Source organism: Mycobacterium sp. MAA66 (assembly GCF_041261665.1).
Classification (GTDB): Bacteria; Actinomycetota; Actinomycetes; order Mycobacteriales; family Mycobacteriaceae; genus Mycobacterium.
In genome coordinates this window covers 183898-206888 of record NZ_JBGCCC010000001.1, presented here as the reverse complement: position 1 = coordinate 206888, position 22991 = coordinate 183898, and the positions used below count along the sequence as shown (strand labels likewise).

At 65.4% G+C, this 22991-nt stretch carries 22 protein-coding genes; 13 read left to right on the top strand and 9 right to left on the bottom strand.

Translation table 11 applies throughout. The features are described 5' to 3' along the window. Window positions 1-67: 67 nt before the first annotated feature. Genes ABIA30_RS00980 through gatC form a run of 3 tightly spaced genes read right to left on the bottom strand, consistent with a single transcriptional unit; the run spans window position 68 to window position 2921 of the window. Window positions 68-1099 (bottom strand): ATP-dependent 6-phosphofructokinase, encoded by a 1032-nt coding sequence (locus ABIA30_RS00980; RefSeq protein ID WP_370061238.1) that lies wholly within the window; start codon window positions 1097-1099, stop codon window positions 68-70. A 41-nt stretch (window positions 1100-1140) separates the two neighbouring features. Next, complete coding sequence (gatA, locus tag ABIA30_RS00975; RefSeq protein ID WP_370061236.1) at window positions 1141-2625, bottom strand: Asp-tRNA(Asn)/Glu-tRNA(Gln) amidotransferase subunit GatA; 1485 nt, start codon at window positions 2623-2625, stop codon at window positions 1141-1143. Then, window positions 2622-2921, bottom strand: coding sequence for an Asp-tRNA(Asn)/Glu-tRNA(Gln) amidotransferase subunit GatC (gene gatC / locus ABIA30_RS00970; RefSeq protein ID WP_370061234.1), 300 nt, complete (start codon window positions 2919-2921; stop codon window positions 2622-2624). Before gatC ends, gatA begins: the two co-directional genes overlap by 4 nt. 123 nt (window positions 2922-3044) lie before the next feature. On the opposite strand from gatC, the gene ABIA30_RS00965 reads away from it, so the two are divergent. The 7 genes from ABIA30_RS00965 to ABIA30_RS00935 all read left to right on the top strand — a co-directional run bounded on the left by ABIA30_RS00965 (window position 3045) and on the right by ABIA30_RS00935 (window position 8180). Continuing rightward, the gene (locus ABIA30_RS00965; RefSeq protein ID WP_370061233.1) at window positions 3045-3704 is read left to right on the top strand and encodes an amino acid-binding protein; all 660 of its coding nucleotides are present in this window, start codon (window positions 3045-3047) and stop codon (window positions 3702-3704) included. Window positions 3705-3762: 58 nt separating this feature from the next. Further along, window positions 3763-4374, top strand: a complete 612-nt coding sequence (locus ABIA30_RS00960; protein ID WP_370061231.1) for a DUF4178 domain-containing protein — start codon at window positions 3763-3765, stop codon at window positions 4372-4374. Then, window positions 4374-4877, top strand: coding sequence for a DUF2617 family protein (locus ABIA30_RS00955; RefSeq protein WP_370061229.1), 504 nt, complete (start codon window positions 4374-4376; stop codon window positions 4875-4877). Before ABIA30_RS00960 ends, ABIA30_RS00955 begins: the two co-directional genes overlap by 1 nt. Further along, a complete protein-coding gene (locus tag ABIA30_RS00950) occupies window positions 4874-5314 on the top strand; it encodes a DUF4247 domain-containing protein (protein WP_370061228.1) in 441 nt (146 codons plus the stop codon). Before ABIA30_RS00955 ends, ABIA30_RS00950 begins: the two co-directional genes overlap by 4 nt. 46 nt (window positions 5315-5360) lie before the next feature. Next, complete coding sequence (locus ABIA30_RS00945; RefSeq protein WP_370061226.1) at window positions 5361-5819, top strand: DUF350 domain-containing protein; 459 nt, start codon at window positions 5361-5363, stop codon at window positions 5817-5819. Window positions 5820-5822: 3 nt separating this feature from the next. Beyond that, window positions 5823-7382 carry a polyamine aminopropyltransferase gene (locus tag ABIA30_RS00940; protein ID WP_370061224.1) on the top strand — a complete coding sequence of 520 codons (1560 nt, stop codon included), beginning with the start codon at window positions 5823-5825 and terminating at the stop codon, window positions 7380-7382. Between the two features lie 117 nt (window positions 7383-7499). Further along, window positions 7500-8180 (top strand): MIP/aquaporin family protein, encoded by a 681-nt coding sequence (locus ABIA30_RS00935; RefSeq protein WP_370063201.1) that lies wholly within the window; start codon window positions 7500-7502, stop codon window positions 8178-8180. A gap of 4 nt (window positions 8181-8184) precedes the next feature. On the opposite strand, the gene ligA is transcribed toward ABIA30_RS00935, so the two are convergent. Both ligA and ABIA30_RS00925 read right to left on the bottom strand, forming a co-directional pair. Continuing rightward, on the bottom strand, window positions 8185-10284 hold the full coding sequence (gene ligA, locus ABIA30_RS00930; protein WP_370061222.1) for an NAD-dependent DNA ligase LigA: 2100 nt from the start codon (window positions 10282-10284) through the stop codon (window positions 8185-8187). A 28-nt stretch (window positions 10285-10312) separates the two neighbouring features. Beyond that, on the bottom strand, window positions 10313-12181 hold the full coding sequence (locus tag ABIA30_RS00925) for an alkaline phosphatase family protein (RefSeq protein WP_370061220.1): 1869 nt from the start codon (window positions 12179-12181) through the stop codon (window positions 10313-10315). Between the two features lie 124 nt (window positions 12182-12305). Between ABIA30_RS00925 and ABIA30_RS00920 the strand changes: the two genes are divergently transcribed. Then, entirely contained in the window at window positions 12306-12701 is a 396-nt protein-coding gene (locus ABIA30_RS00920) for an MmcQ/YjbR family DNA-binding protein (RefSeq protein ID WP_370061219.1), read from the top strand. On the opposite strand, the gene ABIA30_RS00915 is transcribed toward ABIA30_RS00920, so the two are convergent. Both ABIA30_RS00915 and speB read right to left on the bottom strand, forming a co-directional pair. Then, window positions 12679-13347, bottom strand: a complete 669-nt coding sequence (locus ABIA30_RS00915) for a class I SAM-dependent methyltransferase (RefSeq protein ID WP_370061217.1) — start codon at window positions 13345-13347, stop codon at window positions 12679-12681. The two genes, ABIA30_RS00920 and ABIA30_RS00915, sit on opposite strands and share 23 nt — an antisense overlap. Before the next feature lie 42 nt (window positions 13348-13389). After that, window positions 13390-14373 carry an agmatinase gene (speB, locus tag ABIA30_RS00910; RefSeq protein ID WP_370061215.1) on the bottom strand — a complete coding sequence of 328 codons (984 nt, stop codon included), beginning with the start codon at window positions 14371-14373 and terminating at the stop codon, window positions 13390-13392. 57 nt (window positions 14374-14430) lie between these two features. Between speB and ABIA30_RS00905 the strand changes: the two genes are divergently transcribed. Continuing rightward, window positions 14431-15066, top strand: coding sequence for a helix-turn-helix domain-containing protein (locus ABIA30_RS00905; RefSeq protein ID WP_370061213.1), 636 nt, complete (start codon window positions 14431-14433; stop codon window positions 15064-15066). Between the two features lie 14 nt (window positions 15067-15080). Here ABIA30_RS00905 and ABIA30_RS00900 read toward each other — a convergent pair whose 3' ends face one another. Continuing rightward, a complete protein-coding gene (locus tag ABIA30_RS00900) occupies window positions 15081-16484 on the bottom strand; it encodes a cytosine permease (protein ID WP_370061211.1) in 1404 nt (467 codons plus the stop codon). Between the two features lie 219 nt (window positions 16485-16703). Here ABIA30_RS00900 and ABIA30_RS00895 point away from each other — a divergent pair, with 219 nt between their 5' ends. From ABIA30_RS00895 to ABIA30_RS00880, 4 genes are all read left to right on the top strand, one after another. Continuing rightward, a complete protein-coding gene (locus ABIA30_RS00895; RefSeq protein ID WP_370061209.1) occupies window positions 16704-18110 on the top strand; it encodes an amino acid permease in 1407 nt (468 codons plus the stop codon). After that, entirely contained in the window at window positions 18107-18907 is an 801-nt protein-coding gene (locus ABIA30_RS00890) for a carbon-nitrogen hydrolase family protein (RefSeq protein WP_370061207.1), read from the top strand. The genes ABIA30_RS00895 and ABIA30_RS00890 overlap by 4 nt, the downstream gene beginning before the upstream one ends. A gap of 3 nt (window positions 18908-18910) precedes the next feature. Then, window positions 18911-20575 carry a flavin monoamine oxidase family protein gene (locus tag ABIA30_RS00885; RefSeq protein ID WP_370061205.1) on the top strand — a complete coding sequence of 555 codons (1665 nt, stop codon included), beginning with the start codon at window positions 18911-18913 and terminating at the stop codon, window positions 20573-20575. A 78-nt stretch (window positions 20576-20653) separates the two neighbouring features. Beyond that, on the top strand, window positions 20654-22264 hold the full coding sequence (locus ABIA30_RS00880) for a 4-coumarate--CoA ligase family protein (RefSeq protein ID WP_370061203.1): 1611 nt from the start codon (window positions 20654-20656) through the stop codon (window positions 22262-22264). On the opposite strand, the gene ABIA30_RS00875 is transcribed toward ABIA30_RS00880, so the two are convergent. After that, window positions 22261-22695 carry a hypothetical protein gene (locus ABIA30_RS00875; protein ID WP_370061201.1) on the bottom strand — a complete coding sequence of 145 codons (435 nt, stop codon included), beginning with the start codon at window positions 22693-22695 and terminating at the stop codon, window positions 22261-22263. The genes ABIA30_RS00880 and ABIA30_RS00875 overlap by 4 nt on opposite strands. Window positions 22696-22991 lie beyond the last annotated feature (296 nt).

The following is a 22991-nucleotide window of genomic DNA, read 5'->3' as shown; positions in this document are numbered from 1 at the left end:
ATCGGGTTCTTGACGCTGTGGCTGCGGCCCACCACACCCGATCAACCGAAGAACTCGGCGGTGCCGATCAGCCGAAGAACTCGGCAGCGTCGTCGTAGCGCCATTGCGGCACCAGCTTGAGTTGACGCACCGCATCGGCCAGCGGCACGCGGATGATCTCCTGCCCGGACAGCGACACCATCGTCCCGTACTCGCCATGGTGGGCGGCGTCGGCGGCATTGACCCCGAACCGGGTGGCCAGCACGCGGTCGTACGCGGTCGGAGTGCCTCCGCGCTGTACGTGTCCGAGCACCGTAGTGCGGACCTCTTTCTTGATCCGCTTCTCGATCTCGACCGCCAACTGCTGGGCCACACCGGTGAAGCGAACGTGCCCGAACTCGTCAATTCCGCCGTCGCGCAACTGCATTGAGCCCTCGGCAGGCCGGGCGCCTTCGGCCACCACACAGATGAAATGCGAATCACCGCGCACAAAGCGCGCTTTGACCAGACGGCAGACCTCTTCGATATCGAACGGCTGCTCGGGGATCAGCGTCATGTGTGCGCCGGAGGCCAGTCCGGCATTCAGCGCAATCCACCCGGCATGCCGGCCCATCACCTCGACCAGCATGACGCGTTGGTGGGACTCCGCAGTGCTGTGCAACCGATCGATCGCCTCGGTGGCGACCTGAAGCGCGGTGTCATGGCCGAAAGTCACGTCGGTGCAATCGATGTCGTTATCGATGGTCTTGGGCACCCCGACCACCGGAACACCTTCTTCAGAGAGCCAGTGGCCCGCGGTCAGTGTGCCTTCGCCGCCGATCGGGATCAGGACATCGATACCGTTGTCCTCGAGCGTCTGCCTGATTTGATCGAGCCCGGCCCGCAGGCGGTCCGGATTGACGCGTGCCGTCCCCAGCATGGTGCCGCCCTTGGCCAGCAGCCGGTCGTTACGGTCGTCGTTCTTGAGCTGGATCCGCCGGTTCTCCAACAGACCGCGCCAACCGTCCTCGAAGCCCACCACCGACGAGCCGTACCGGGCGTCACAAGTACGAACGACCGCACGGATCACCGCGTTCAGGCCAGGACAGTCACCACCACCGGTCAGCACACCAATCCGCATAGGCGCCATCTTGCCGGGTGCCGCCCTTTCCCGCGCGTAAACTACAGCGCGGTCGGCAGCGTTCCTCGGGCGACTTCATAGGCCGCACCGACCCGGTACAGCCGGTCGTCGGCCAATGCCGGCGCCATGATCTGCAGTCCCACTGGCAGATTGTCATCCGCGGACAGGCCCGAGGGCACCGACATGCCGCAGTGCCCGGCCAGGTTCAGCGGCAGCGTGCACAGGTCGAACAGGTACATCGCCAGCGGGTCGTCGACCTTCTCCCCCAGCCCGAACGCGGTGGTCGGGGTGGCCGGGGACACCAGCACATCGACCTGCTCATAGGCCCGATCCAGATCGCGCGCGATCAGGGTGCGCACCTTTTGCGCGTGGTTGTAGTACGCGTCGTAGTACCCGGACGACAGCGCGTACGTGCCGATCATGATGCGGCGCTTGACTTCTGGCCCGAAACCCGCGGCCCGGGTCAGGGCCATCACCTCTTCGGCGCTGTGGGTGCCGTCGTCGCCGACCCGCAGCCCGTACCGCATGGCATCGAACCGGGCGAGGTTGGACGACACCTCCGACGGCAGGATCAGGTAATAGGCCGCCAATGAGTGGTCGAAGTTCGGGCAATCCACCTCGCTGATCTCCGCGCCCAGCGCGGTCAGCTGGTCGACCGCGGCATTGAACGAGGCCAGCACGCCCGGCTGGTAGCCCTCGCCGCTGCGCAGCTGCTTGACCACGCCGATCCTGAGGCCTTTCAGGTCGCCGACCGCGCCTTGGCGGGCCGCGCCGACCACGTCGGGCACCGGGGCATCGATCGACGTGGAGTCGCACGGGTCATGACCGGCGATCACCTGGTGCAGTAGCGCGGTGTCCAGCACGGTGCGCGCACACGGGCCGCCCTGGTCCAGCGACGACGCGCAGGCGATCAGCCCGTAGCGAGACACCGTGCCGTAGGTGGGCTTGACGCCGACGGTCGCCGTGAGCGCCGCCGGCTGACGGATCGAGCCACCGGTGTCCGTGCCGATCGCCAACGGCGCCTGGAACGCGGCCAACGCCGCGGCGCTGCCACCGCCCGACCCACCCGGAACCTTGGTGATGTCCCACGGGTTGTGGGTCGGACCGTACGCCGAGTTCTCGGTGGATGAGCCCATGGCGAACTCGTCCATGTTGGTCTTGCCGAGGATCGGGATCCCGGCGGCCCGCAGCCTGGCGGTGACGGTGGCGTCGTACGGCGAGCGCCAGCCTTCGAGGATCTTCGAGCCACAGGTGGTCGGCGCGTCGGTCGTGGTGAAAACGTCCTTGAGCGCCAACGGAACTCCGGCCAACGGCGACGGCAGCGTCTCGCCCGCGGCGACCTGGCGATCGACTGCTTCGGCCGCCTTGAGCGCCTCATCGGCTCCGACGTGCAGGAACGCGTGGTACCGGTCGTCGGTCGCGGCGATCTGATCCAGATGTGCCTGGGTGACCTCGGCAGCCGAGACTTCCTTGGCCGCGATCTTGGCGCCCAGGGTGGCTGCGTCGAGACGAATCAGCTCGCTCATTCTGCCTCTCCCAGAATCCGCGGCACGGCGAACCGGCCGTCTTCGACGCGCGGCGCCGCGGCCAGCGCCTGGTCCTGCGTCAGGCTCGTCACGACGGCATCGGCCCGCGTCACGTTCACCTCTTTGAGCGGATTGCCAGTGGCCTCGATACCGGTGCAATCGACGGCCTGAATCTGACTGACGTGGGTCAAGATGGCATCGAGCTGGCCGGCGAAGCTGTCCAACTCGCTATCAGTGAGGGCGAGTCGGGCCAGATTCGCCAGGTGGGCGACATCGTCCCGAGAAATCTGTGACACGTCGACACAGCCTAGTGCGAGTCATGACGCTCGCCGCATACAGCACGGTTACGAGCCGTGATCCGCGCCGCATCGGCACCTGCAAGGCCTGCCGTCTCCAGGCCACTGTGCAACAGTGGGCGCGTGCCTTCTTATCTGTTGCGGGTTCAGCTCGAAGACCGCCCAGGCAGCCTCGGCTCGCTGGCAGTCGCGCTGGGCTCGGTGGGCGCCGACATCCTGTCGCTGGACGTCGTCGAGCGCGGACCGGGCTACGCCATCGACGATCTGGTGGTCGAGCTGCCCGCCGGATCGATGCCCGACTCCTTGATCACCGCCGCCGAGAACCTCAGCGGCGTGTACGTCGACAGCATCAGGCCACACATCGGTTTGTTGGAAGCGCACCGCGAACTGGAACTGATCGACCATGTGGCCGCCGCCCAGGGCAAGTCCGCGCGCCTGCAGATGCTCGCCGACGAGGCGCCGCGGGTACTGCGGGTCGGCTGGTGCGTGGTGGTGACGATCGACTCATCGGGTCCGCGTCGGATCGCCGGCAGCGCCGGCGCCCCTGAAACGCTGGCCGACTCCGCTCCCTGGCTGCCGCTGACCCACGCCGCCGCGCTCGACGCCACCGAAGACTGGGTGCCGCAATTCTGGCGGGACATCGACACCACGCTCGCGGTCGCGCCGCTGGGCGATCCGAACATCGCAGTAATGCTCGGCCGACCGGGCGGACCGGCCTTTCGGCCCTCGGAAGTGGCCCGGTTGGGCTACCTCGCGGGAATTGTCGCGACCATCCTGCGGTAGCGGCGCGGTAGCGGTATTTGACTGCTAGCGTTGTGCCACATTTCATACGGAGGGCTCCGTGGGCACAATCCTGATGGTCATCGGCATCCTGCTACTGGTGGCCGCGGTCGTCGTTCTGATCCTCGCACTGATCAGGCACCGCAAAAACCCCGAACCCGCTGCACGCCAAGACCCGTTGAAGGCCGGCGAGATGCCGGTTTTCGGCCCCAAACAGCTCGGCCCAGGCGCCATCGTCAGCTACGGTGCGATCGACTACGTGGTGCGCGGCTCGGCCACCTACCACGAGGGTCCGTTCACCTGGTGGGAACATTTGCTGGAAGGCGGCCAGGGCGAACCGATCTGGTTCAGCGTCGAAGAAGACGAAGGCCGTCTCGAATTGGCCTTCTGGACCAAAAGAGTCGATCTGGCACTACAACCCGGCGGACCGCAGACCGTCGATGGCGTCGTCTACCACGAAGTCGAGCGCGGGCAGGCCTCGTACACCAGCGAGGGCACAACGGGATTGGCCCCGGCCGGTCAGATGCTGTTCGTGGACTACGCCACCGACAACCACAGCTCACTGCTGAGTTTCGAGCAGTGGGGTCCGGGCACGCCGTGGGAGATTTCAGTCGGAAGGCCCATGTTGCCAGGCGAATTGACGGTTTACCCTGCTCCACCGGCCGGCTCCTAGTGCCGCTCCACCATCTCGCGGTATCCCCCGCCGACGTCTCCGGGTCCGGCCTGCGCCTAGCCCTCAACGCCCCTGGCCCACTGCCGTTGGCGACGCTGGAACTCAACCACCCCAGCGGCGGACGGATCATCCTGGGAGTACTCGGCGCCTCCCACGTGATCACCGTCAGTGGCCCGGAATCCGGGTTCTCCGAAGAGATTTCGTGTACGGCGCAGGGTCATACCGGCGCGCTGCCCGATGCCGCCGAAGCCCCCGGCTATCACCTGCAGTCGCATACCGAGCACCACGACGAGGCGTCTTTCCGAGATATCGCGTCGACGCTGCGGGAGAAATGCTCGCAGCAAGACAGCTGGCTGGGCGGCAGCTTTCCCGGCGACGACGCCGCACTCACCGCACTGGCTGCTTCCCCGGACGGTGCCGGATGGCATTGGCGCACATGGCATCTCTATCCCGATTGCAGTGGCGGCACCGTGGTGAGCACCAGTAGCAGGTGGCACCCGTGACCCGCCGCCGGCTACTGATCACCGCGGCGGCGCTGGGCTTGTCGGGGCTCGCCTGCCTCATTGCGGGAATCATCCTGCTGCCCAACATCAGGTCGTATGTCGATCACCACTATCAGCGCTACGCACCGGGCCAGTACACCTGTTCGGGATCACCGCAGAACGTCGCCGACAACATCGCAAATGCCCAGTCCCCCAGCGCTCGTGGGGGCGCCGGCGGTACCTATTACCTGCGCTATAGCGACTCCATCGTGACCGTCGGGCCGCACGGCGGTCATCCGTGCACGGTGCGGGTCGAGGACCTCAGTGCCGGTTACAACCACGGCAGTTACATATTCCTGGGCCCCGGATTCACCCCCGGGTCGCCGTCCAGCAGTTCCGGAGGGCACTCCGGAGGCGGCTCGGGCGGCGGTTCCGGTGGCCCTGGCGGCGTGAAGTGACCTGATCCGACCATCCCGGTCTGACCATCCCGGCAAGGAGACGACAATGTACCTGGCAGCCATCGATTTCGGTCCGGTCCACACCGACGCGCTGACCCATAATGTGGTCAGTACCGTCCTGTATTTCTTGGTGGGAGTGGTGGTGCTGGGAGCCGGGTTCGGCATGGTCGACATCCTGACTCCGGGCAACCTGCGGCGGCAGGTGTTCATGGAACGCCGGCCAAATGCGGTGATCCTGATGGCGGCGATGGACATCTCGCTGATGACGATCGTCATCTGCGCCATCCGATCCAGCTCGGACCGTCTGGGTCAGGGTCTGATCGACACCCTGGTCTACGGTCTGGTCGGCGTCATCCTGCAGGGTCTGGCGCTGGTGGTGCTGGAACTGTTGGTACCCGGGCGGTTCCGCGACGACGTCGATGCCGAGGAATTCCATCCCGCCGCCCTGGCCACCGCCGTGGTACTGCTGGCCGTCGGCGGCATCAACGCCGCCGCGCTGTCCTGATCTGTGACCACAACCGACATCGTCGCCGTCGGAACCCGATGGCGTGCATTGCTTTTGGCCTCGGTCGCGGCGTGCGCGGCGTGCGGGATCGTCTATGAACTTGCGCTGCTGACCCTTTCGACCAGCCTCAACGGTGGTGGTGTCGTCGCCACGTCGCTGATCGTGGCCGGCTATGTCGCCGCGCTGGGCGTCGGTGGTCTGCTGGTCAAACCCTTGTTGCGCCGGGCCGCCATCACATTCATCGCCGTCGAGACCCTGCTCGGCCTGGTAGGCGGACTGTCGGCGACCGCGCTGTATGTGACGTTCTCGTTCCTGGGCGACTCCGGCTGGGTGCTGGGCATCGCGACCGCCATGATCGGCGCGCTGGTCGGCGCTGAAGTGCCCCTGCTGATGACCCTGCTGCAGCGGGGCCGGGTCGCCGGCGCCGCCGATGCCGGCCGGGTATTGGCCAATCTCAACGCCGCCGACTATCTCGGCGCACTGCTGGGTGGGCTGGCCTGGCCGTTCCTGGTACTGCCACATCTGGGCATGATCCGCGGGGCCGCGGTCACCGGGATGATCAATCTGGTTGCCGCAGCGATCGTTTCGATCTTCCTGCTGCGTCGTGTGCTGACCCGCCGCGAATTCTGGTCTGCGCTGAGCTTATTGGCCGTGGCGTTCACGGTGTTGGCTGGGCTGATTGCGAGCGCCACCAGCATCGAGACCACCGCACGACAGAGGCTGTACGCCGATCCGATCGTCGAGTACCAGCATTCGGCCTATCAAGAGATCGTGGTGACCCGCCGCGGTGACGACATGCGGCTGTACCTCGACGGCGGGCTGCAGTTCTCCACCCGCGACGAGTACCGATACACCGAATCGCTGGTGTACCCGGCACTGGGCGACGGCGCACACTCGGTGCTGGTGATCGGTGGCGGCGACGGCCTGGCCGCACGAGAGTTGCTGCGCCAGCCCGCTATTGACCGGATCGTGCAGGTGGAGCTGGATCCCGCGATGGTCGCGACGGCGCGGACCATGCTCAAGGACGCCAACCACGGTGCGCTGGACAACCCCCGGGTGCAGCTGATCCTCGCCGACGCGATGACCTGGCTGCGCCAGCCGCATCCAGACGTGGTGCCGCCGGGCGGTTTCGACGCGGTGATCGTCGACCTACCCGACCCCGACAATCCGGTGCTGGGACGGCTGTACTCCGCCGAGTTCTACACCCTGATCACCCGGGTGCTGAGCCCGCAAGGCTTGCTGGTGGTGCAGTCCGGCAGTCCCTATTCGACACCGGCGGTGTTCTGGCGCACAGTGTCCACCATCGCCTCCGTCGGCTTCGCCGTGACGCCGTACCACGTCGAGGTCCCGACGTTCGGCGACTGGGGCTTCACCCTGGCCCGCCGCGGTACCGCGGCGCCAATCCCGCTGATACCGAAAGATGCTCCGCGACTTCGGTTTCTGACTCAACCGGTGCTGAACGCCGCCACCGTCTTCCCACCAGACGTGGCACCACAGCATCTGGAGCCGTCGACGTTGGAGCATCCGCTGATCGTCGACGATCTGCGCCACGGCTACCGCTAACCGGTATACGTCACGGATGCCCGCGGGAATGACATCGGGCCGGGCAATCACGACTCTGGATTCATGACATCTACCGCCACACCAGTGCTCGCCAAACCAAATTCAGACACCGCGCCCATTCCCCGGCACCGTGAGCAGCGGGACGAATCTCCTTCCCCCACAGCAAAATACGTTACCGAGGCTCTTGGCACTTTTCTCCTCGTATTCACAGTGGGGGCTGCGGTTTACAGCCAGAGCCCGTTGGCGCCCCTTGCCATCGGTGCCGCGCTGATGGTGATGATCTACGCGGGAGGCCATATCTCCGGCGGCCATTACAACCCGGCCGTCACCTTGGCCGTACTGTTACGCAGCCGAACCGGGCTACGCGACGCGATCGCTTACTGGATCACGCAGGTCGGCGCGGGCGTGCTCGCCGCTCTCCTGGTACGGGTGGTCATCGATCCTGCCGAAGCGGCCAAGACGGCCACGCTGACGCTGTCGGGCCATGCCGTTGTCGCGGCATTCCTGGTTGAACTCGTGTTCACCTTCGCCCTCTGTTACGTCGTACTGAATGTCGCCACCAGCAGCAGCCACCCGAACAACACCTTCTACGGGCTGGCGATCGGCTTCACCGTAGTTGCCGGTGCGGCCGCCGCCGGGGCGATCTCAGGCGGTGCCTTCAACCCCGCAGTGACCCTCGGAGCTGCGGCAATGGGCCTGTTCGCCTGGCCGACACTGTGGGTGTATCTGGTCGCACAGGTCGTGGGCGGCGTCGTGGCCGGGCTCACGTTCCGCTGGCTCAATCCCGGCGACAAGTGAGCGGTCAGGCCTCCGCGGGGACATCCTTCGGGGCGTCCTCGGTGGTATCGCCGGTAACGGGACCGTCCTGCAGCAGCCGCCGGAAACCGTCCTCGTCGAGGACCGGCACACCGAGCTCATTGGCCTTGTCGTACTTGGACCCCGGCGCGTCGCCGGCCACCACGTACGCGGTCTTCTTCGACACCGATCCGGCGGCCTTGCCGCCGCGGACCAGGATGGCCTCCTTGGCCTCGTCGCGGGAGAAACCGGTCAACGAGCCGGTGACCACGATGGACAGGCCCTCGAGGGTGCGCTCGATGCCTGCATCGCGCTCGTCGGCCATCCGCACCCCGGCGGCCCGCCATTTATCCACGATGGCCCGGTGCCAGTCGACGGTGAACCAATCGATGACAGCGGCGGCGATGGTCGGCCCGACGCCCTCGACGGCGGCGAGTTGTTCCTCGGAGGCTTCGGTAATAGCTTGCAAGTCACCGAATTCCGCGGCCAGCGCGCGGGCGGCCGTCGGGCCGACGTGCCGGATCGACAGTGCCACCAGCACCCGCCACAACGGCTGCTGCTTGGCCTTCCCGAGGTTGGCCAGCAGCCTGGCGCCGTTGGCGGAGAGCTCACCCTTCTGCGTTTTGAACAAGTTGGTGCGCAACAGTTCGTCTTCGGTGAGGTCGAAGACGTCGCCCTCGTCGGTGATCACATCCGCGGCCAGCAGCGCGGTGGCCGCCTCGTAGCCGAGTCCTTCGATGTCGAAGGCACCGCGTCCGGCTACGTGGAAAACCCGCTCCCGCAGCTGTGCCGGGCATGATTGCGTATTGGGGCAGCGGATGTCGGCGTCGCCCTCCTTGGTCGGGGCCAAGGTACTGCCGCACTCGGGACATGTTGTGGGCATGACGAATTCGCGTTCCGTGCCGTCGCGCAGGTCGACCACCGGCCCGAGCACTTCGGGGATGACGTCGCCCGCCTTGCGGAGCACCACGGTGTCGCCGATCAATACGCCCTTACGTTTGACCTCGGTGGCGTTGTGCAGGGTGGCCAACCCGACCGTCGAGCCCGCCACTGTGACCGGTTCCATGTACGCGAACGGGGTGACCCGGCCGGTACGGCCGACGCTGACGCGGATGTCCAGCAGCTTGGTGGTGACTTCCTCGGGTGGGTATTTGTAGGCGATGGCCCAGCGTGGTGCCCGGCTGGTCGCACCGAGCCGGCGCTGCAGCGTCCGATCGTCCAATTTGACTACGAGACCGTCGATTTCGTGATCGACGTCGTGGCGGTGCTCCCCCCAATAGGCGACGCGCTGCGCCACCGCGGCGATGCCGGTGACCCTGGTGGTGTGCTCGGACACCGGCAGTCCCCACGCCTTCAATGCGCGATACGCGTCGTGCAGCGTCGCAGGCTCGAAACCCTCGGTGTGCCCCAGACCGTGGCAGATCATGTGCAACCGCCGCCGTGCGGTGATGGCAGGATTCTTCTGGCGCAGCGAGCCGGCGGCACTGTTACGTGGATTGGCGAACGGCGCCTTGCCCTCTTCCAGCAGGCTGGCGTTGAGCGCGGCGAAATCCTCGACGCGGAAGTACACCTCGCCGCGCACCTCAAGAACCTTGGGCACCGGGAATTCGTCCGAGCCGGTCAGATGGTCGGGCAAGTCGGTGATGGTGCGCGCATTGAGGGTGACGTCTTCACCGGTCCGACCGTCGCCACGGGTGGCGCCGCGGATCAGCTTGCCGTCACGATAGACCAGAGCGAGGGCGACGCCGTCGACCTTGAGTTCACACAGGTATTCCAGATCCTCGCCGAGCTCGTTCGTCAGCCGGGCTGCCCACGCCGTCAACTCATCGGTGTTGAAGGCGTTGTCCAGCGACAGCATTCGTTCCAGGTGCTGGGCCTCGCCGAACTCGGTCGCGAACCCGGCACCACCGACCAGTTGGGTCGGCGAATCGGGCGTCCGCAGTTCCGGGTACTGCTCCTCAAGCTGCTGCAGTTCACCGAGCAGCGTGTCGAACTCGCCGTCGGAGATGATCGGCGCATCCTTGACGTAGTAGCGGAACTGATGGCCGCGAACCTCCTCGGCCAGTTCCTGCCATCGCCGGCGCACGTCGGGGTCGGGTGAACTCACCCGGCAAGGCTATCGAAGGGGTCCGACGCTATACCGCGATGTTCCCGATGCCCGTCGACGTCCCGCAGGTGCCCGGCACTGTGCAGACGGATGCCGGCGACAGCGCGAGCTGCGGATCTTCAGTGCCGACCAGTGCCCGCAGCGCCGGCACGAACAGCGGGAAGATGCTGGCCCCGGTAACCCCGGTCAGCCTCGCAACGAGTTGCGCCACCACATTCGTCGCCGCGTACACCGCGTTGCCGACCAGCTTGACCGGCACGGTCATCAGCTGGGCCAGCGGGCTGATCAGGAAGATGTTCCTCGCGGCGATCGACTGCAGCTGGGCGGTGACCTGATTGGTCGCCTGATTGACGAAGTAGGGCACCGACGCGGCGACCGTGCGCAGACCCAGGGACAGATCGGTGCCGATGTTGGGATAGCCGTACTTGCTGATCAGATCCAGAACGGTGCCGCGCAGCGCCGTGTCGTTGTTGATCGGAGTCACGGTGCTGCCGCCGAGCGTCATCAGCGAGACACCGGTGGTGCGCGACGGCGTACCGCCGAACAACGTCACGACGGTGGGCGTCACGTCGACGATCGAATACTTCGTGTTGATACACCCGGCGGCGAACAGATCCGGATTGTTCGCGATGACGAAAGTCGATGTCTCGTTGGGCGTTTGGAAGCCATGGCCGAATCCTTGGCTGGCCTGATGGCCGTGATCGGTGACCACGATGACCGTCCACTGTTCGCCGGTGGCCGCTTCCCAGTCGTTGACTGTCTGCATGATCCCGCCGAGGTTGCGGTCGACGTTCTCGATCGCATCGGCGTACTGCTGGGATCCGCCGCCGTGGGCGTGTCCGGCCTCGTCCACCCCGACGAAGTAGCTGAAGACAAAGTTCGGGGTGTTCGCGTTCGAGGCCGCGATTGCCGCCTTCGTCGCGTCACCGACGGCGTTGTCGGTCAACGACCAGTTGGAGTCACCCGCGATGTGCGTGATGTTGCGGATGTGATCGGCGCCGATCGAGCCGGCGGCGGCAATTGCCGAGATGACATCCCAGTTCGCGATCGCCGTGGTTTCGATGCCGGGGTTGAGCGTCTCCAATTGGTTGAACACGGTGGGCCACCGGCTGAATACCGCCGGATTGAAGATGTTGTTGATCACGCCGGTCCTCTCACCCCACGCGCCGGTCAGGATGGTGGTCCACGAAGGATTCGAGATCGTGGTGTGCCCGATGATGCTCGCCGGTGCCGTGGTGCCGCCCTGCATCAGGCTGAAGAAGTTGACGTTGGCCGGGTCGGCCAGCACGCGGCTCAGGTTGGTGCCGTCGATGCCGATCACCAACACATTGGGCGAGGTGTCGGAGAGCAATGAAACCGGCTGCGGCGCCGTGGCATTGGCGCGCTTCAACGAAGCCCGGCCGCGCTCGTCTCGCACCGCGGCCAGCGCCACCAAAGCTGCCCCGGACGGGTCCGGCGAGACGGGGTCCTGAGCCGAGCGCGCGGCTTTGGCAGACTTGGCCTTGGACACCAAGACAACCCGAACCGGGGTCTGCGGAACCGTCGGGGTCGATTCTTGCGCGATGGCCGTGGCCGGCACCGCACTCACCGCGCCAGCCTTCGAGTGCGCTGCAACCGGCGCGGCCCGCTTGTCGGCTCGGGCGTCAGTCTTGTTGTCGGCCTTGGCATCTGAGCTGCCTTCAGACTTAGCGCCAACTTTGCCGGCGGCCGGCTCTCGATGAGTCGACTTCTTCGCCGGACGACTCGATGACGTGTGGGACGAACCAGACGACGCGGTCGATCCGCCCGTGCTGTCGGCCCACGCGATGCAGTCACTCCACCCTGTCACCAACGCGGTGCCGATGCCCAGAGCCACCGCCAGTCCGCCGACCCGACCAACACATCTTCCAGCTGTCATGCGGAATGTATATCGCCTGAGATTCCTCCATCGCACAGGAATCGCGAACCTGATACACAGTGAATTTCAAGTTTTGGCTACCCCTTGCGCCACTGGGCAAACACGTCAGCGCTACGGTGGCAACGTGCCGCATCCGGTGATGTTCGACGAAGACGACCCCGGCCTGGCCGAGCTGCGCAGCGTGGCACTGAGCTTCCCCGAGTCGTACGAAAAGGTGTCGTGGGGCCGGCCGGTGTTCTGCGCACCCAAGATGTTCGCGATGTACGGCGGCAACTCGAAGTCTTCGGGCGCGATGGTCGGGTATCCGCATTCGGTGCTGGTGAAGGTCGACGAGTCCGAACGTACGGCGCTGGCACAGGACGCGCGCTTCTATTACCCGGCGTACCTGGGACCGTCCGGCTGGCTCGGGCTGGATTTCACCGCCGCCAGAGTGGACTGGGACGAGGTACGCGAGTTGGTGGATGCCTCATTCCGGCTGGTGGCACCGAAGCGGTTGGTCAAGCTGCTCGACGCGCAATGACGAACGCCTGCGGGGTGGACTCCAATCCATCATCGTCGGGCTGTCGCACCAGTTCGGCATAGATACGAAATCCATTGTCGGACAGCCGCTTCGCAACCCAGTCAGGTCGCCGGCGCAGGAATGTCAGATGCACCCGCTCCCCGAAGGCCTCGGTCAGCACCCGTGGTTCATCGCCGACCTGAAATGCCAACAGCACCAACCCGCCCGGCGACAGGACCCGATGGAATTCGGCGAACACGGCCGCCAGGTGCGAGTCGGGCACATGGATGATCGAGTACCACGCGCAGAGTCCCCCGACGCTGCCGTCGGCGACATCGAGTTCGGACATCGACCCGACGCGAAACGACATGCCCCGATTCAGCCGCCGCGCCTCGGAGACCATGTTCGGCGACAGGTCGATGCCCTCGACCTCGAGCCCCGCACCGGCCAGCAATGCGGTGCTCACCCCGGTTCCGCATCCCACGTCGAGGACGCGTGGGGTGTCGCCCTGCCTCACCAACCCGGCGAACACACTGAGCACGGCCAGGTCCACCGGCTTGCCGTCGAGATGATGGTGAAATCGCTCGGCGTACGCCGCGGCCGTCCGGTCATAGGCCACGCGGGTCAGCGTGAGGAAGTCGGGTTCTGCGGGCATGTTGTCGGGCAAGCCGAATCCACCTCCGCACCTTGCCATTTGATGCCGCGCCCGTCAGCCCCGGTTTGCGCTCATCACCGACAGTAGTTCGTACCCGACATGTGCGGCCGCGATTCCGGTGAGCTCGGCATGGTCGTATGCCGGTGACACCTCGACGATGTCGGCGCCGACGACGTTGAGGCCGGTGAGCGAACGCAACGAGTGCAGCAGTTCGCGCGAGGTCAGTCCGCCCGCTTCCGGGGTACCGGTCCCGGGCGCATGCGCGGGGTCGAGAACGTCGATGTCCACCGAGACGTACACCGGGCCGCCGGCCAACCGCTTGACCATCCGCTCGCGCACACTGGCCAGGCCGTCGACCTGGTAGTCGTCGGACCTGATCACCTGGAAGCCCAGGATCGCGTCGTCCTCAAGATCTTTCTTGCTGTACAGCGGGCCACGAATGCCCATGTGCAGCGAGCGTTCCATGTCGATCAGGCCCTCTTCGCTGGCCCGACGGAACGGCGTGCCGTGCGTGTAGGCCGCACCGAAATAGGTGTCCCAGGTGTCGAGGTGAGCATCGAAGTGCAGAACGGCAATCGGGCCGTGGTCGCGGTAAAGCGAGCGCAGGATCGGCAGCGCGATGGTGTGGTCGCCGCCGAGGGTCAGGATGGACGAGCCGTCCTTGCGCAGCGCCGTCACCTCGGTGTCGATGGTCTCGATCGCCTCGGTGATGTTGAACGGGTTGACCCCGATGTCCCCGGCGTCGGCGACCTGCTGGTTGGCAAAGGGAAAGACGTCGAGGGCCTGGTTGTACGGACGCAGCAGCTTGGACGCGGCGCGGATGTGGCCGGGGCCGAATCGAGCGCCCGGGCGGTACGACACGCCCGAATCGAACGGGACGCCGAGGATGGTGACATCCGGCGCGGACACCTGATCGAGGCGCGGGACCCGCGCGAACGTCGCCGGTTCGGCGTAGCGGGGGAAACGACTCGCATCCACCTGCCCGACGATCTCGCGGCCGTCTGGTGCGCTGGTCTTGATGTACCGATCGAACGTCATTGCTGGATCTCCGTTTGATTCTCGAGTGGCTCAGCTCTCATTGTTTCCCGCGCTAGAATGTATGTCAACACTTGTTTCCTAGGAGGAATCGTGGGCGGCGCAGCGGCAACGCAATTGACCATCGGGGCCCGCCTGAAAGCGGCGCGCAGCGCCAAACGCATGACCCTCGACGAGCTCGCGGCGGCCAGCGGCGTGACAAAGGGCTACCTCTCCAAAGTGGAACGCGGCCAAGCCAGCGCATCGGTATCCGCCCTGATGCGGATTTGCGAGGAACTCGATTTACACGTCGGCGCCCTGTTCGAAGCGACCCCGGTTGGCGAGGTCGTGCGCGCCGACGAGTATCCGCAGATCGAGTTCGGCGGCGAGAAGATGCGCGAATACCAGTTGACTCCCGGGAGCGAGCGACGCATGCAAGTGCTGCTGAGCGACATCGAACCCGGTGGCGGGAGCGGGATCGACACGTATTCGCTGCCGTCCGAGGTCGAGTTCGTCACGGTGATCGAGGGCTGCATCCACATCGACTTCGTGGAGGGCGACGGCACCCGCATCACCCTGAACAAGGGCGATGCGCTGACGTTCGCCGCCGATCGGCCGCATGCCTTTCACGCCGATACAGACACCGGCGCCACGGTGTTGTGGGTACTGATTCCGGCCCTGAGCAACCGTCCGCTCGCGGACCCCTCCCCGCAGTAGCCGCCGACCGCCGCTCAGGCGGTGAGCAACTCCTGACGACTGCGCTCGGCGGCCGCCTCTTCTGCATCCAAATCGAGTCCTCGGGTCAGCATGTAGTACACAACGCCGGCCGTCACGAGTCCCACGATGAACGAAATGTCCACGCCATCAAGCAATGTGGCAACCGGCCCGGTGTAAAAGCTCAGCGACACGAACGGAACCATCGAGACCATGCCGACGACATACGCCATCAGGCCCCGCCAGGACCAGCGGCCGTAGATGCCGTCCGGGCGGAAGATGTCCACGATCGAGTAGTGCCCGCGGCGGACGAAGTAGAAGTCGACCAGGTTGACCGCCGTCCAGGGGATCAGGAAGTACAGCATCAGCAGCACGAAGGTGTTGAACGAACCGAGGTAACTCTCGGGCAGGGACAGCGCGACCACGAAGGCGATGAATGAGGTCAAGGCGATGCCGATGACCCGCAGCCGAACCGTGGGCTTGATCGGCCGAAATGCGTCGAGGGCACTCATGCTGGTCAGGCTGGCGCCATAGGCGTTGACCGACATGATGGTCAGCAGCGCCACCGACGACACGACGACGGTGAACGTTCCGAACCCTGGCAACAGCTGGTTGCCGACGGTCCGTATCGATGTGATGGCATCCGGGGTGGGCAGCGCAGAGGCCAGCACCGCGCCGAAGGACATCAGCCACACCGACGAACCGGCGGCACCCAGATACGTCCACCAGATGACGCGCTTGGCCGACGTCTCCTCGGGCAGGTAGCGCGAGTAGTCGGAGACGTACACCGCGTACGAAATCTGATAGCCGGCAGCTGCGGCGAACTGCATGAAAAAGACGGTCAGCGAAAACTTGCCGCCGTCCGGCACGGCGCTGTTGAGGTGCAGCGTCGACAGCGCGTAGACAGTCAGGACGCCGAATACGGCGATCAGCAGATACGTCAGCCAGCGCTGCACAACCATCATCAGGTCAAAGCCGACGACCGCAATGACGATCGCGGCCACCATGAGCCCGAGGTACCACAGCCATTTCGGCCCCGGGAAAACGGTCTTGAAGCCGTCGGTGGCCAAGATGGTGTTGAAGACGTTGAAGCCGATGTAGACGAAGATGACCGCGATGAACGGCACCACCGCCCCGCGGGAACCGAATTGGGCGCGCGACTGAATCATCTGCGGCAGCCCCATGGTGGGTCCCTGGTTTGCATGGAAACACATGAACAGCGTCCCGAAGCAGGCGCCCAGCACCGCGGCCAGCGCTGACCAGCCGGCCGACATCCCGTTCGCGGGACCCAGGAAGCCGGCGACCATGGTCGTCAACACGAAATTGCCGGTGAACCAGAACGGCGCCTGGTGGTGCACCTTGCCTTTGCGTTCGCGCAAGGGAATCCAGTCGATCGACCGGGTCTCGATTACACCTGCCATGGCGTTCCCTTCGGCGTGGTTCAGATCACTTTCGTGATGAAACTACTTGATGCACATGCTCCATGCAACAACTGTTTCCTATTTCCCTCCACGTGTTGACATATCAGGTTCGGTGCCGCAATCTGTAACGCGAGTCACACATCGCGTGGCGCGCCCTCCTCCCTTTCGGAGCCTCCCTTGGTACTCATCCAGACCCAGCGTCTGCGCTTTCTCCGTGCCATGAACGCGCAAAAGTCCGTCGATGACATCGTCTCCGAGACCGACAACCCGTCAGGGCCCCACCTCAAGCGATCGATGGGCCTGGTGCACCTCACCGCCCTCTCGATCGGCGCCTCTCTCGGCACCGGCATCTTCGTGATCCTCGGTGTCGCGGTGCCACAAGCCGGTCCCGCGGTGCTGCTCTCGTTCATCCTCGCCGCGGTCACCGCGCTGTTCTCGGCCCTGTCCTACGCCGAACTCGCAGGCTCGATCCCGGTTTCGGGCAGTTCGTACTCCTACGCGTACGCGACGGTGGGTGAGTTCTGGGCCTGGATCTGCGGCTGGTGTCTCATGCTCGAATACGGCGTCTCGGTGTCCGCAGTCGCCGTCGGCTGGGGCGCCTACATTAACGAACTACTCAAATCGTTGTTCGGCTTCACACTCCCGAGCGCGATCGCCGAAGCACCGGGGCACGGTGGCATCATCAACATCCCGAGCATCGCTATCGTCGTGCTGGCCTCGCTGCTGCTGCTCAAGGGTGCCAGCGAATCCGCCATGGTCAACACCGTCATGGTGTTCCTGAAGATTTTCATTCTGGCGTTCTTCTGCGTCATCGCCTTCACCGCGTTCAAGGCGGGCAATCTCGCCCCGTTCATGCCGCTCGGGTTCGCGGGCGTCTCCGCCGCCGCGTCGCAGGTCTTTTTCGCCTACATCGGGTTCGACGCAGCATCCACAGCAGGCAGCGAAGCCAAGAACCCGCGCCGGGATCTGCCCCGGGCCATCATGCTGTCGCTGTTGATCGTCACTGCCCTGTACTGCCTGGTCGCACTCGCCGCACTCGGGGCGATGAACTGGGACCGGTTCAATCCCGATGAAGGCGCCACGCTGGCCGTGGTTCTGAAAGGCATCACGTCCAGCACCGTCCCGGCGATCGTCTTGTCGATCGGCGCGATCATCGCGATCGCGAGTGTCGTACTGGCCGTGCAGTACGGCCAGACGCGCATCCTGTACTCCATGGCCGTCGACGGGCTCGTCCCCAAGATCTTCGCCAAGATCAACCCGAAAACCAATGTGCCGACCTGGAACATCATCGTCTGTGGCGTCCTGGTCTCGCTGCTGGCCGGCTTCGTTCCGCTCGACGACCTCGCCAATGCCACGTCGATCGGCTGCCTGTTCGCATTCGCCTTGGTCAACATCGCGGTCATCGTCCTTCGACGCGCCCGCCCCGACCTGGCCCGCACGTTCCGCGTGCCGTTCTACCCGCTCACCCCGATTCTCGGTGTCGGATTCTGCGTCTACCTGCTGTACAGCCTCAGCACTCGCACGTGGGTCGCGTTCGGGATCTGGAGCCTACTGGGTCTGGCGATCTACTTCGGCTACAGCATCAAGAAGTCCAACCTCCGGGCCGAAAGCGCAACGGCCGAATGATCACCGTCGGCATGTTCCAGGGCCCCGGACAGTCCGCGACCGTCGCGGACCATCTGGCCGCCATCGACGCCGCCGCGGAGCAGGCAGCAGCTGCCAATTGCGACATCATGATCACCCCGGAGATGTCCGCCACCGGCTACCACATCGGCACCGCCATCGCCGAGCGCGCCGAACCGGCCGACGGTCCGATCTTCCAGCGGATTGCTCAGCTCGCCCGCACTACCGGAGTCGCGATCGTCTACGGCTACGCCGAATCCGGGGCCGAATCCGGGACCGAATCCCGCCCGTACAACAGCGTCCAGGTTGTCGATGCCCACGGCGAATCCCTGGCGAACTATCGCAAGACGCACCTCTACGGCTTCGACCGCGACTTCTTCACTCCCGGCGACCAGTGGATCACCCAGTTCGAATTCGCAGGCACCACCTGCGGACTCCTGATCTGCTACGACATCGAATTCCCCGAGAATGCCCGGGCGCACGCCGACGCCGGCACCCAATGGCTGATCGTGCCGACCGGCCTCATGGAGCCGTACGGCTTCATCGCCAAGCAGATCGTTCCGGCCCGCGCCTACGAGAGCCAGCTGTTCCTGTCCTACGTCAATCGCACCGGGGTCGAGAACGGCCTCGAGTACTGCGGGCTGAGCTGCACCATCGCGCCCGACGCGACCGAACTGAGTCGCGCTGGTACAGCCCAGCAACTGCTCACCTGCCAACTGGATCCGAACGCGGTAGCCGTGTCCCGCGCTGTCAACACCCATCTGGCGGACCGCCGCCGAGACCTGTATGAGGAACGCTGAAACATGACCAAGCCGATCACCATGTATGGCCCGGACTTCCCGTTCGCCTACGACGACTACGTCATCTCCCCCGCCGGTCTGGGTGCCGTCCCTTCGGACGTGTACGGCACCGAGGTCGCCATCGTGGGCGCCGGCTGTGCCGGCATCACCGCCGCGTACGAACTCATGAAAATGGGCCTGCGCCCGGTCATCTACGAAGCCGACCAGATCGGCGGCCGGATGCGTTCGGTGCCGTTCGAGCTCGCCCCCGACGCGTTCGCCGAAATGGGCGCGATGCGCTTCCCACCCACCTCGACCACCCTCTACGAATACTTCGACAAGGTCGGCATCGAAACCCAGGAATTCCCGAACCCGCTGGCCAAGGCCACCCCGAGCACCGTCGTCGACCTCAAGGGCCACACGTACTACGCCGAGAAGCTCGCCGACCTGCCACCGGTGTTCACCGAGGTCGCCGACGCCTGGCGCAAGACCCTCGAAGACGGTGCGGACCTACACGCCATCCAGGACGCCATCCGAGAGCGCAACACCCCTGTCCTGAAGGCCGCGTGGGACAAGCTGGTTCGCGACCTCGATGACGAGACCTTCTGGGGTTTCCTCACCAAATCCAAGCACTTCCATTCCTTCGAGCTGCGTGAGATCTTCGGCAAGGTCGGCTTCGGAACGGGCGGCTGGGACACCGACTACCCGAGCTCGATGCTCGAGATCCTGCGCGTCGTCCTCACCGAGGCCGACGACAATCACCGCGGCGTGGTCGGCGGATCGCAACAGCTCCCACTTCGACTGTGGCAGCGCTCGCCCGAGCATCTCGCACACTGGCCGGCCGCTACGTCTCTGGAATCCCTGCACGGCGGGCAGACCCGGCCGGCGGTGACCGACATCCGTCGCACCCACCCGAACCGCATCACCATCACCGACGCCTCGGGACAGACCCGGACCTACGCCGCAGCGATCGTCACCGCGCAATCCTGGATGCTGCTCAACAACATCCGCTGCAGCGACGACTTGTTCCCCTCGAATGTGTGGTCGGCCATCGAGCAGACCCACTACATGGCCTCGTCGAAGGTGTTCGTGTTGGTCGACCGTCCATTCTGGAAGGACAAGAACGCCCGCGGCCGCGACGTCATGTCGATGACGCTGACCGACCGCATGAGCCGCGGCACCTATCTGCTGGACCAGGGTCAGGACGACAAGGGCAACGACAAACCCGCCGTCATCTGCCTGTCGTACACCTGGGAGGACGATTCGCGAAAGATCGTGCCGCTCAATGCAACTGAGCGTGCGGACCTGATGCTCAAGTCGCTGCACGCGATCTATCCGGACGTCGACATTCGCAGCCACATCATCGAGACCCCCAAGACGATCTCCTGGGAGGTGGAGCGCAATTTCATGGGCGCGTTCAAGGCCAATCTGCCAGGGCATTACCGCTACCAAGAGACGCTGTACACCCACTTCATGCAGCGTGACCTGGACGAGCACCACCGCGGCATCTACCTCGCCGGCGATGACATCTCATGGACGGCCGGCTGGGCCGAGGGCGCGATCACCACGGCCCTGAACGCGGTGTGGGGTGTCATGGATCAGTTCGGCGGTAAGACCGATCCGGCCAATCCCGGTCCCGGCGACGTGTTCGACACCATCGCACCGCTACGCCTGTCCGATCGCATTTGATTCGGACTCGGCACTAGATTCAGCAACCGTGCCGCAGCGGCACGAAGTTCGCGCCGGCATGGTTCGATCTAGGGTGTCATGACTATCGCCAGTCCATTTCCCGCGGTCCAGATCCCGACGACGTCGCTGTACGAATACCTGTTCGCCGACCTCAGCGAACACGACGCCGACCGAGCGGCACTCGTCGAGCTAGCAACCGGCACCACGGTCACCTACCGCCGGCTCATCCGGCAGATCGACGCGTTCGCCGGCGCGCTGGCCGCGCGTGGGGTCGCCGTCGGCGATGTGGTCGGGCTGTTTGCACCCAACAGCGCAGCCTTCGCGGTGGCATTCCACGGGATCCTGCGGGCCGGGGCCACCGCCACCACGGTCAACGCCTTGTTCACCGCGAAGGACATCGCCAAGCAGCTGATCGACTCGCGCGCCGGCATGCTGGTCACCGTCAGCGTGCTGCTCCCCCAGGCGCTGGACGCCGCGGCCGCCGTGGGCATATCCGCCGATCACGTGGTCGTCATGGACGGGCCCGGCCAGGCCGCCGACGGCCACCCGAACGCGGCTGATCTGTTGGACGCCGCGCTACCGGCCCCCGAGGTCAGCTTCGACCCGGCCGCCCACCTGGCCGCGCTGCCCTACAGTTCCGGAACCACCGGAAACCCCAAGGGCGTCATGCTCACTCACCGGAATCTGACCGCCAACGTCGCCCAGATCGGGCCCGTGCAGGCCGTTGGCCCCGAAGACCGTGTCCTTGCAGTGCTGCCGTTTTTTCACATCTACGGCATGACGGTGCTTCTCAACGCCGCACTGCACGCTCGCGCTCAGCTGGTGATCATGCCCAGCTTCGACCTGGCCCAGTTCCTCGGAGCCATCCAGGACCACAAGTGCACGTTCGCCTATATCGCGCCGCCGGTCGCGGTAGCCCTGGCCAAGCATCCGATGGTCGAACGGTATCGGCTCGATTCCCTGCGTGGCCTGATGTCCGGTGCAGCACCGCTCGACGACGAACTCGGCCGCGCGGTGATCGACCGGCTCGGTTGCCCGCTGGTGCAGGGCTATGGCATGAGCGAGCTGAGCCCGGTCAGTCACTGCACCCCGTTCGACGGCGGCCGCGAACTGTTCGGTACTGCCGCACCGATGAGTTCCTGCGGATGGACGGTGCCCAACGCCGAAAGCAAGATCGTGGACCCTGATACCGGCACGGTGATCAGCCGGCCCGCCCACGGCCTGAGCGATATCGGCGAGCTGTGGTTCAGGGGTCCGAACGTGATGGCCGGCTACCTGAACAATGCCGAGGCCACCGCCGAAACCATCGATGACGAGGGATTCCTACACACCGGCGACCTGGCGCGGGTCGATGCCAACGGCTGCGTGTTCATCGTCGACCGGCTCAAGGAGCTGATCAAGTACAAGGGCTACCAAGTGCCGCCGGCAGAGTTGGAGGCCGTGTTGCTCACCCATCCCGGTATCGCCGACGCAGCGGTGATCGGTGTTCGGGACCCCGAGACCGGCGAAGAAGTGCCCAAGGCCTTCGTCGTCCGTCAGCCCGACGCCGCGCCGACGGCCAAGGACGTGATGGACTTCGTCGCCGCGCAGGTCGCCCCGTACAAGAAGGTCCGGCAGGTCGAGTTCATCGACTTCGTCCCCAAGTCCACGGCCGGCAAGATTCTCCGCCGGGAACTTCGACGCGGTTAGTCTCTGAGAATCTGCTCGGCGGCTCGCTGGGCACGCTCCTGCCGGTATCCGAGCCACAGCCCGGCCAGCGGAACCAGCAGGAATCCGGTCACACCGAGGTAGATGTCGCGGAAGTCGTCGGGCTGCGCCGCCGCCAACAACGGCATCACCCCGCGCTCAATGATCGTCAACTCCGGATCATCGGGCGTCTGCTGCGAACCACCCCGAATAGCAATGGAAGTCGGGGTCAGCTGATTCCGCGGCGCTGCGACCATCTGGACCGGTGCCGGATAGCTCTGTATCGCAGTGGGTGCCGGCTTGGGCAATTGTGCTGCGGGATTGCGACCGTCGCCCACCGTGACCACAGGCTGCGGACTGCCGACCTGCGGTGGCTGCCCGGCGCTGCTTGCGCCGCCGGAGCCGTTGCCCGACCATGAATTGTTCTGCGCCAAAGACTTTGGCAGCGGAGCGGTTGGACCCGGCCCCCGACCGACACTGCCGCTGCCAGTTCCGGGACCGGCATCGCCAACGCCTGCGCCGGCGGGGCCGAGGCCGGAACTGCCGCTGCTGCTGCCCGTGCCGCTGGCACCCGAGCCAGCTCCGCTGGCGCCGTCGCCAGAGGCGGCCGCCCAAGAACCGTGGTTCCAGTGCCGGCCGCCGACCGTGGGATTGCCGACTATGGGACTACCGACTGTAGGACTACCTACTACGGGATTGCCGACTGTGGGACTACCTACTACGGGATGCC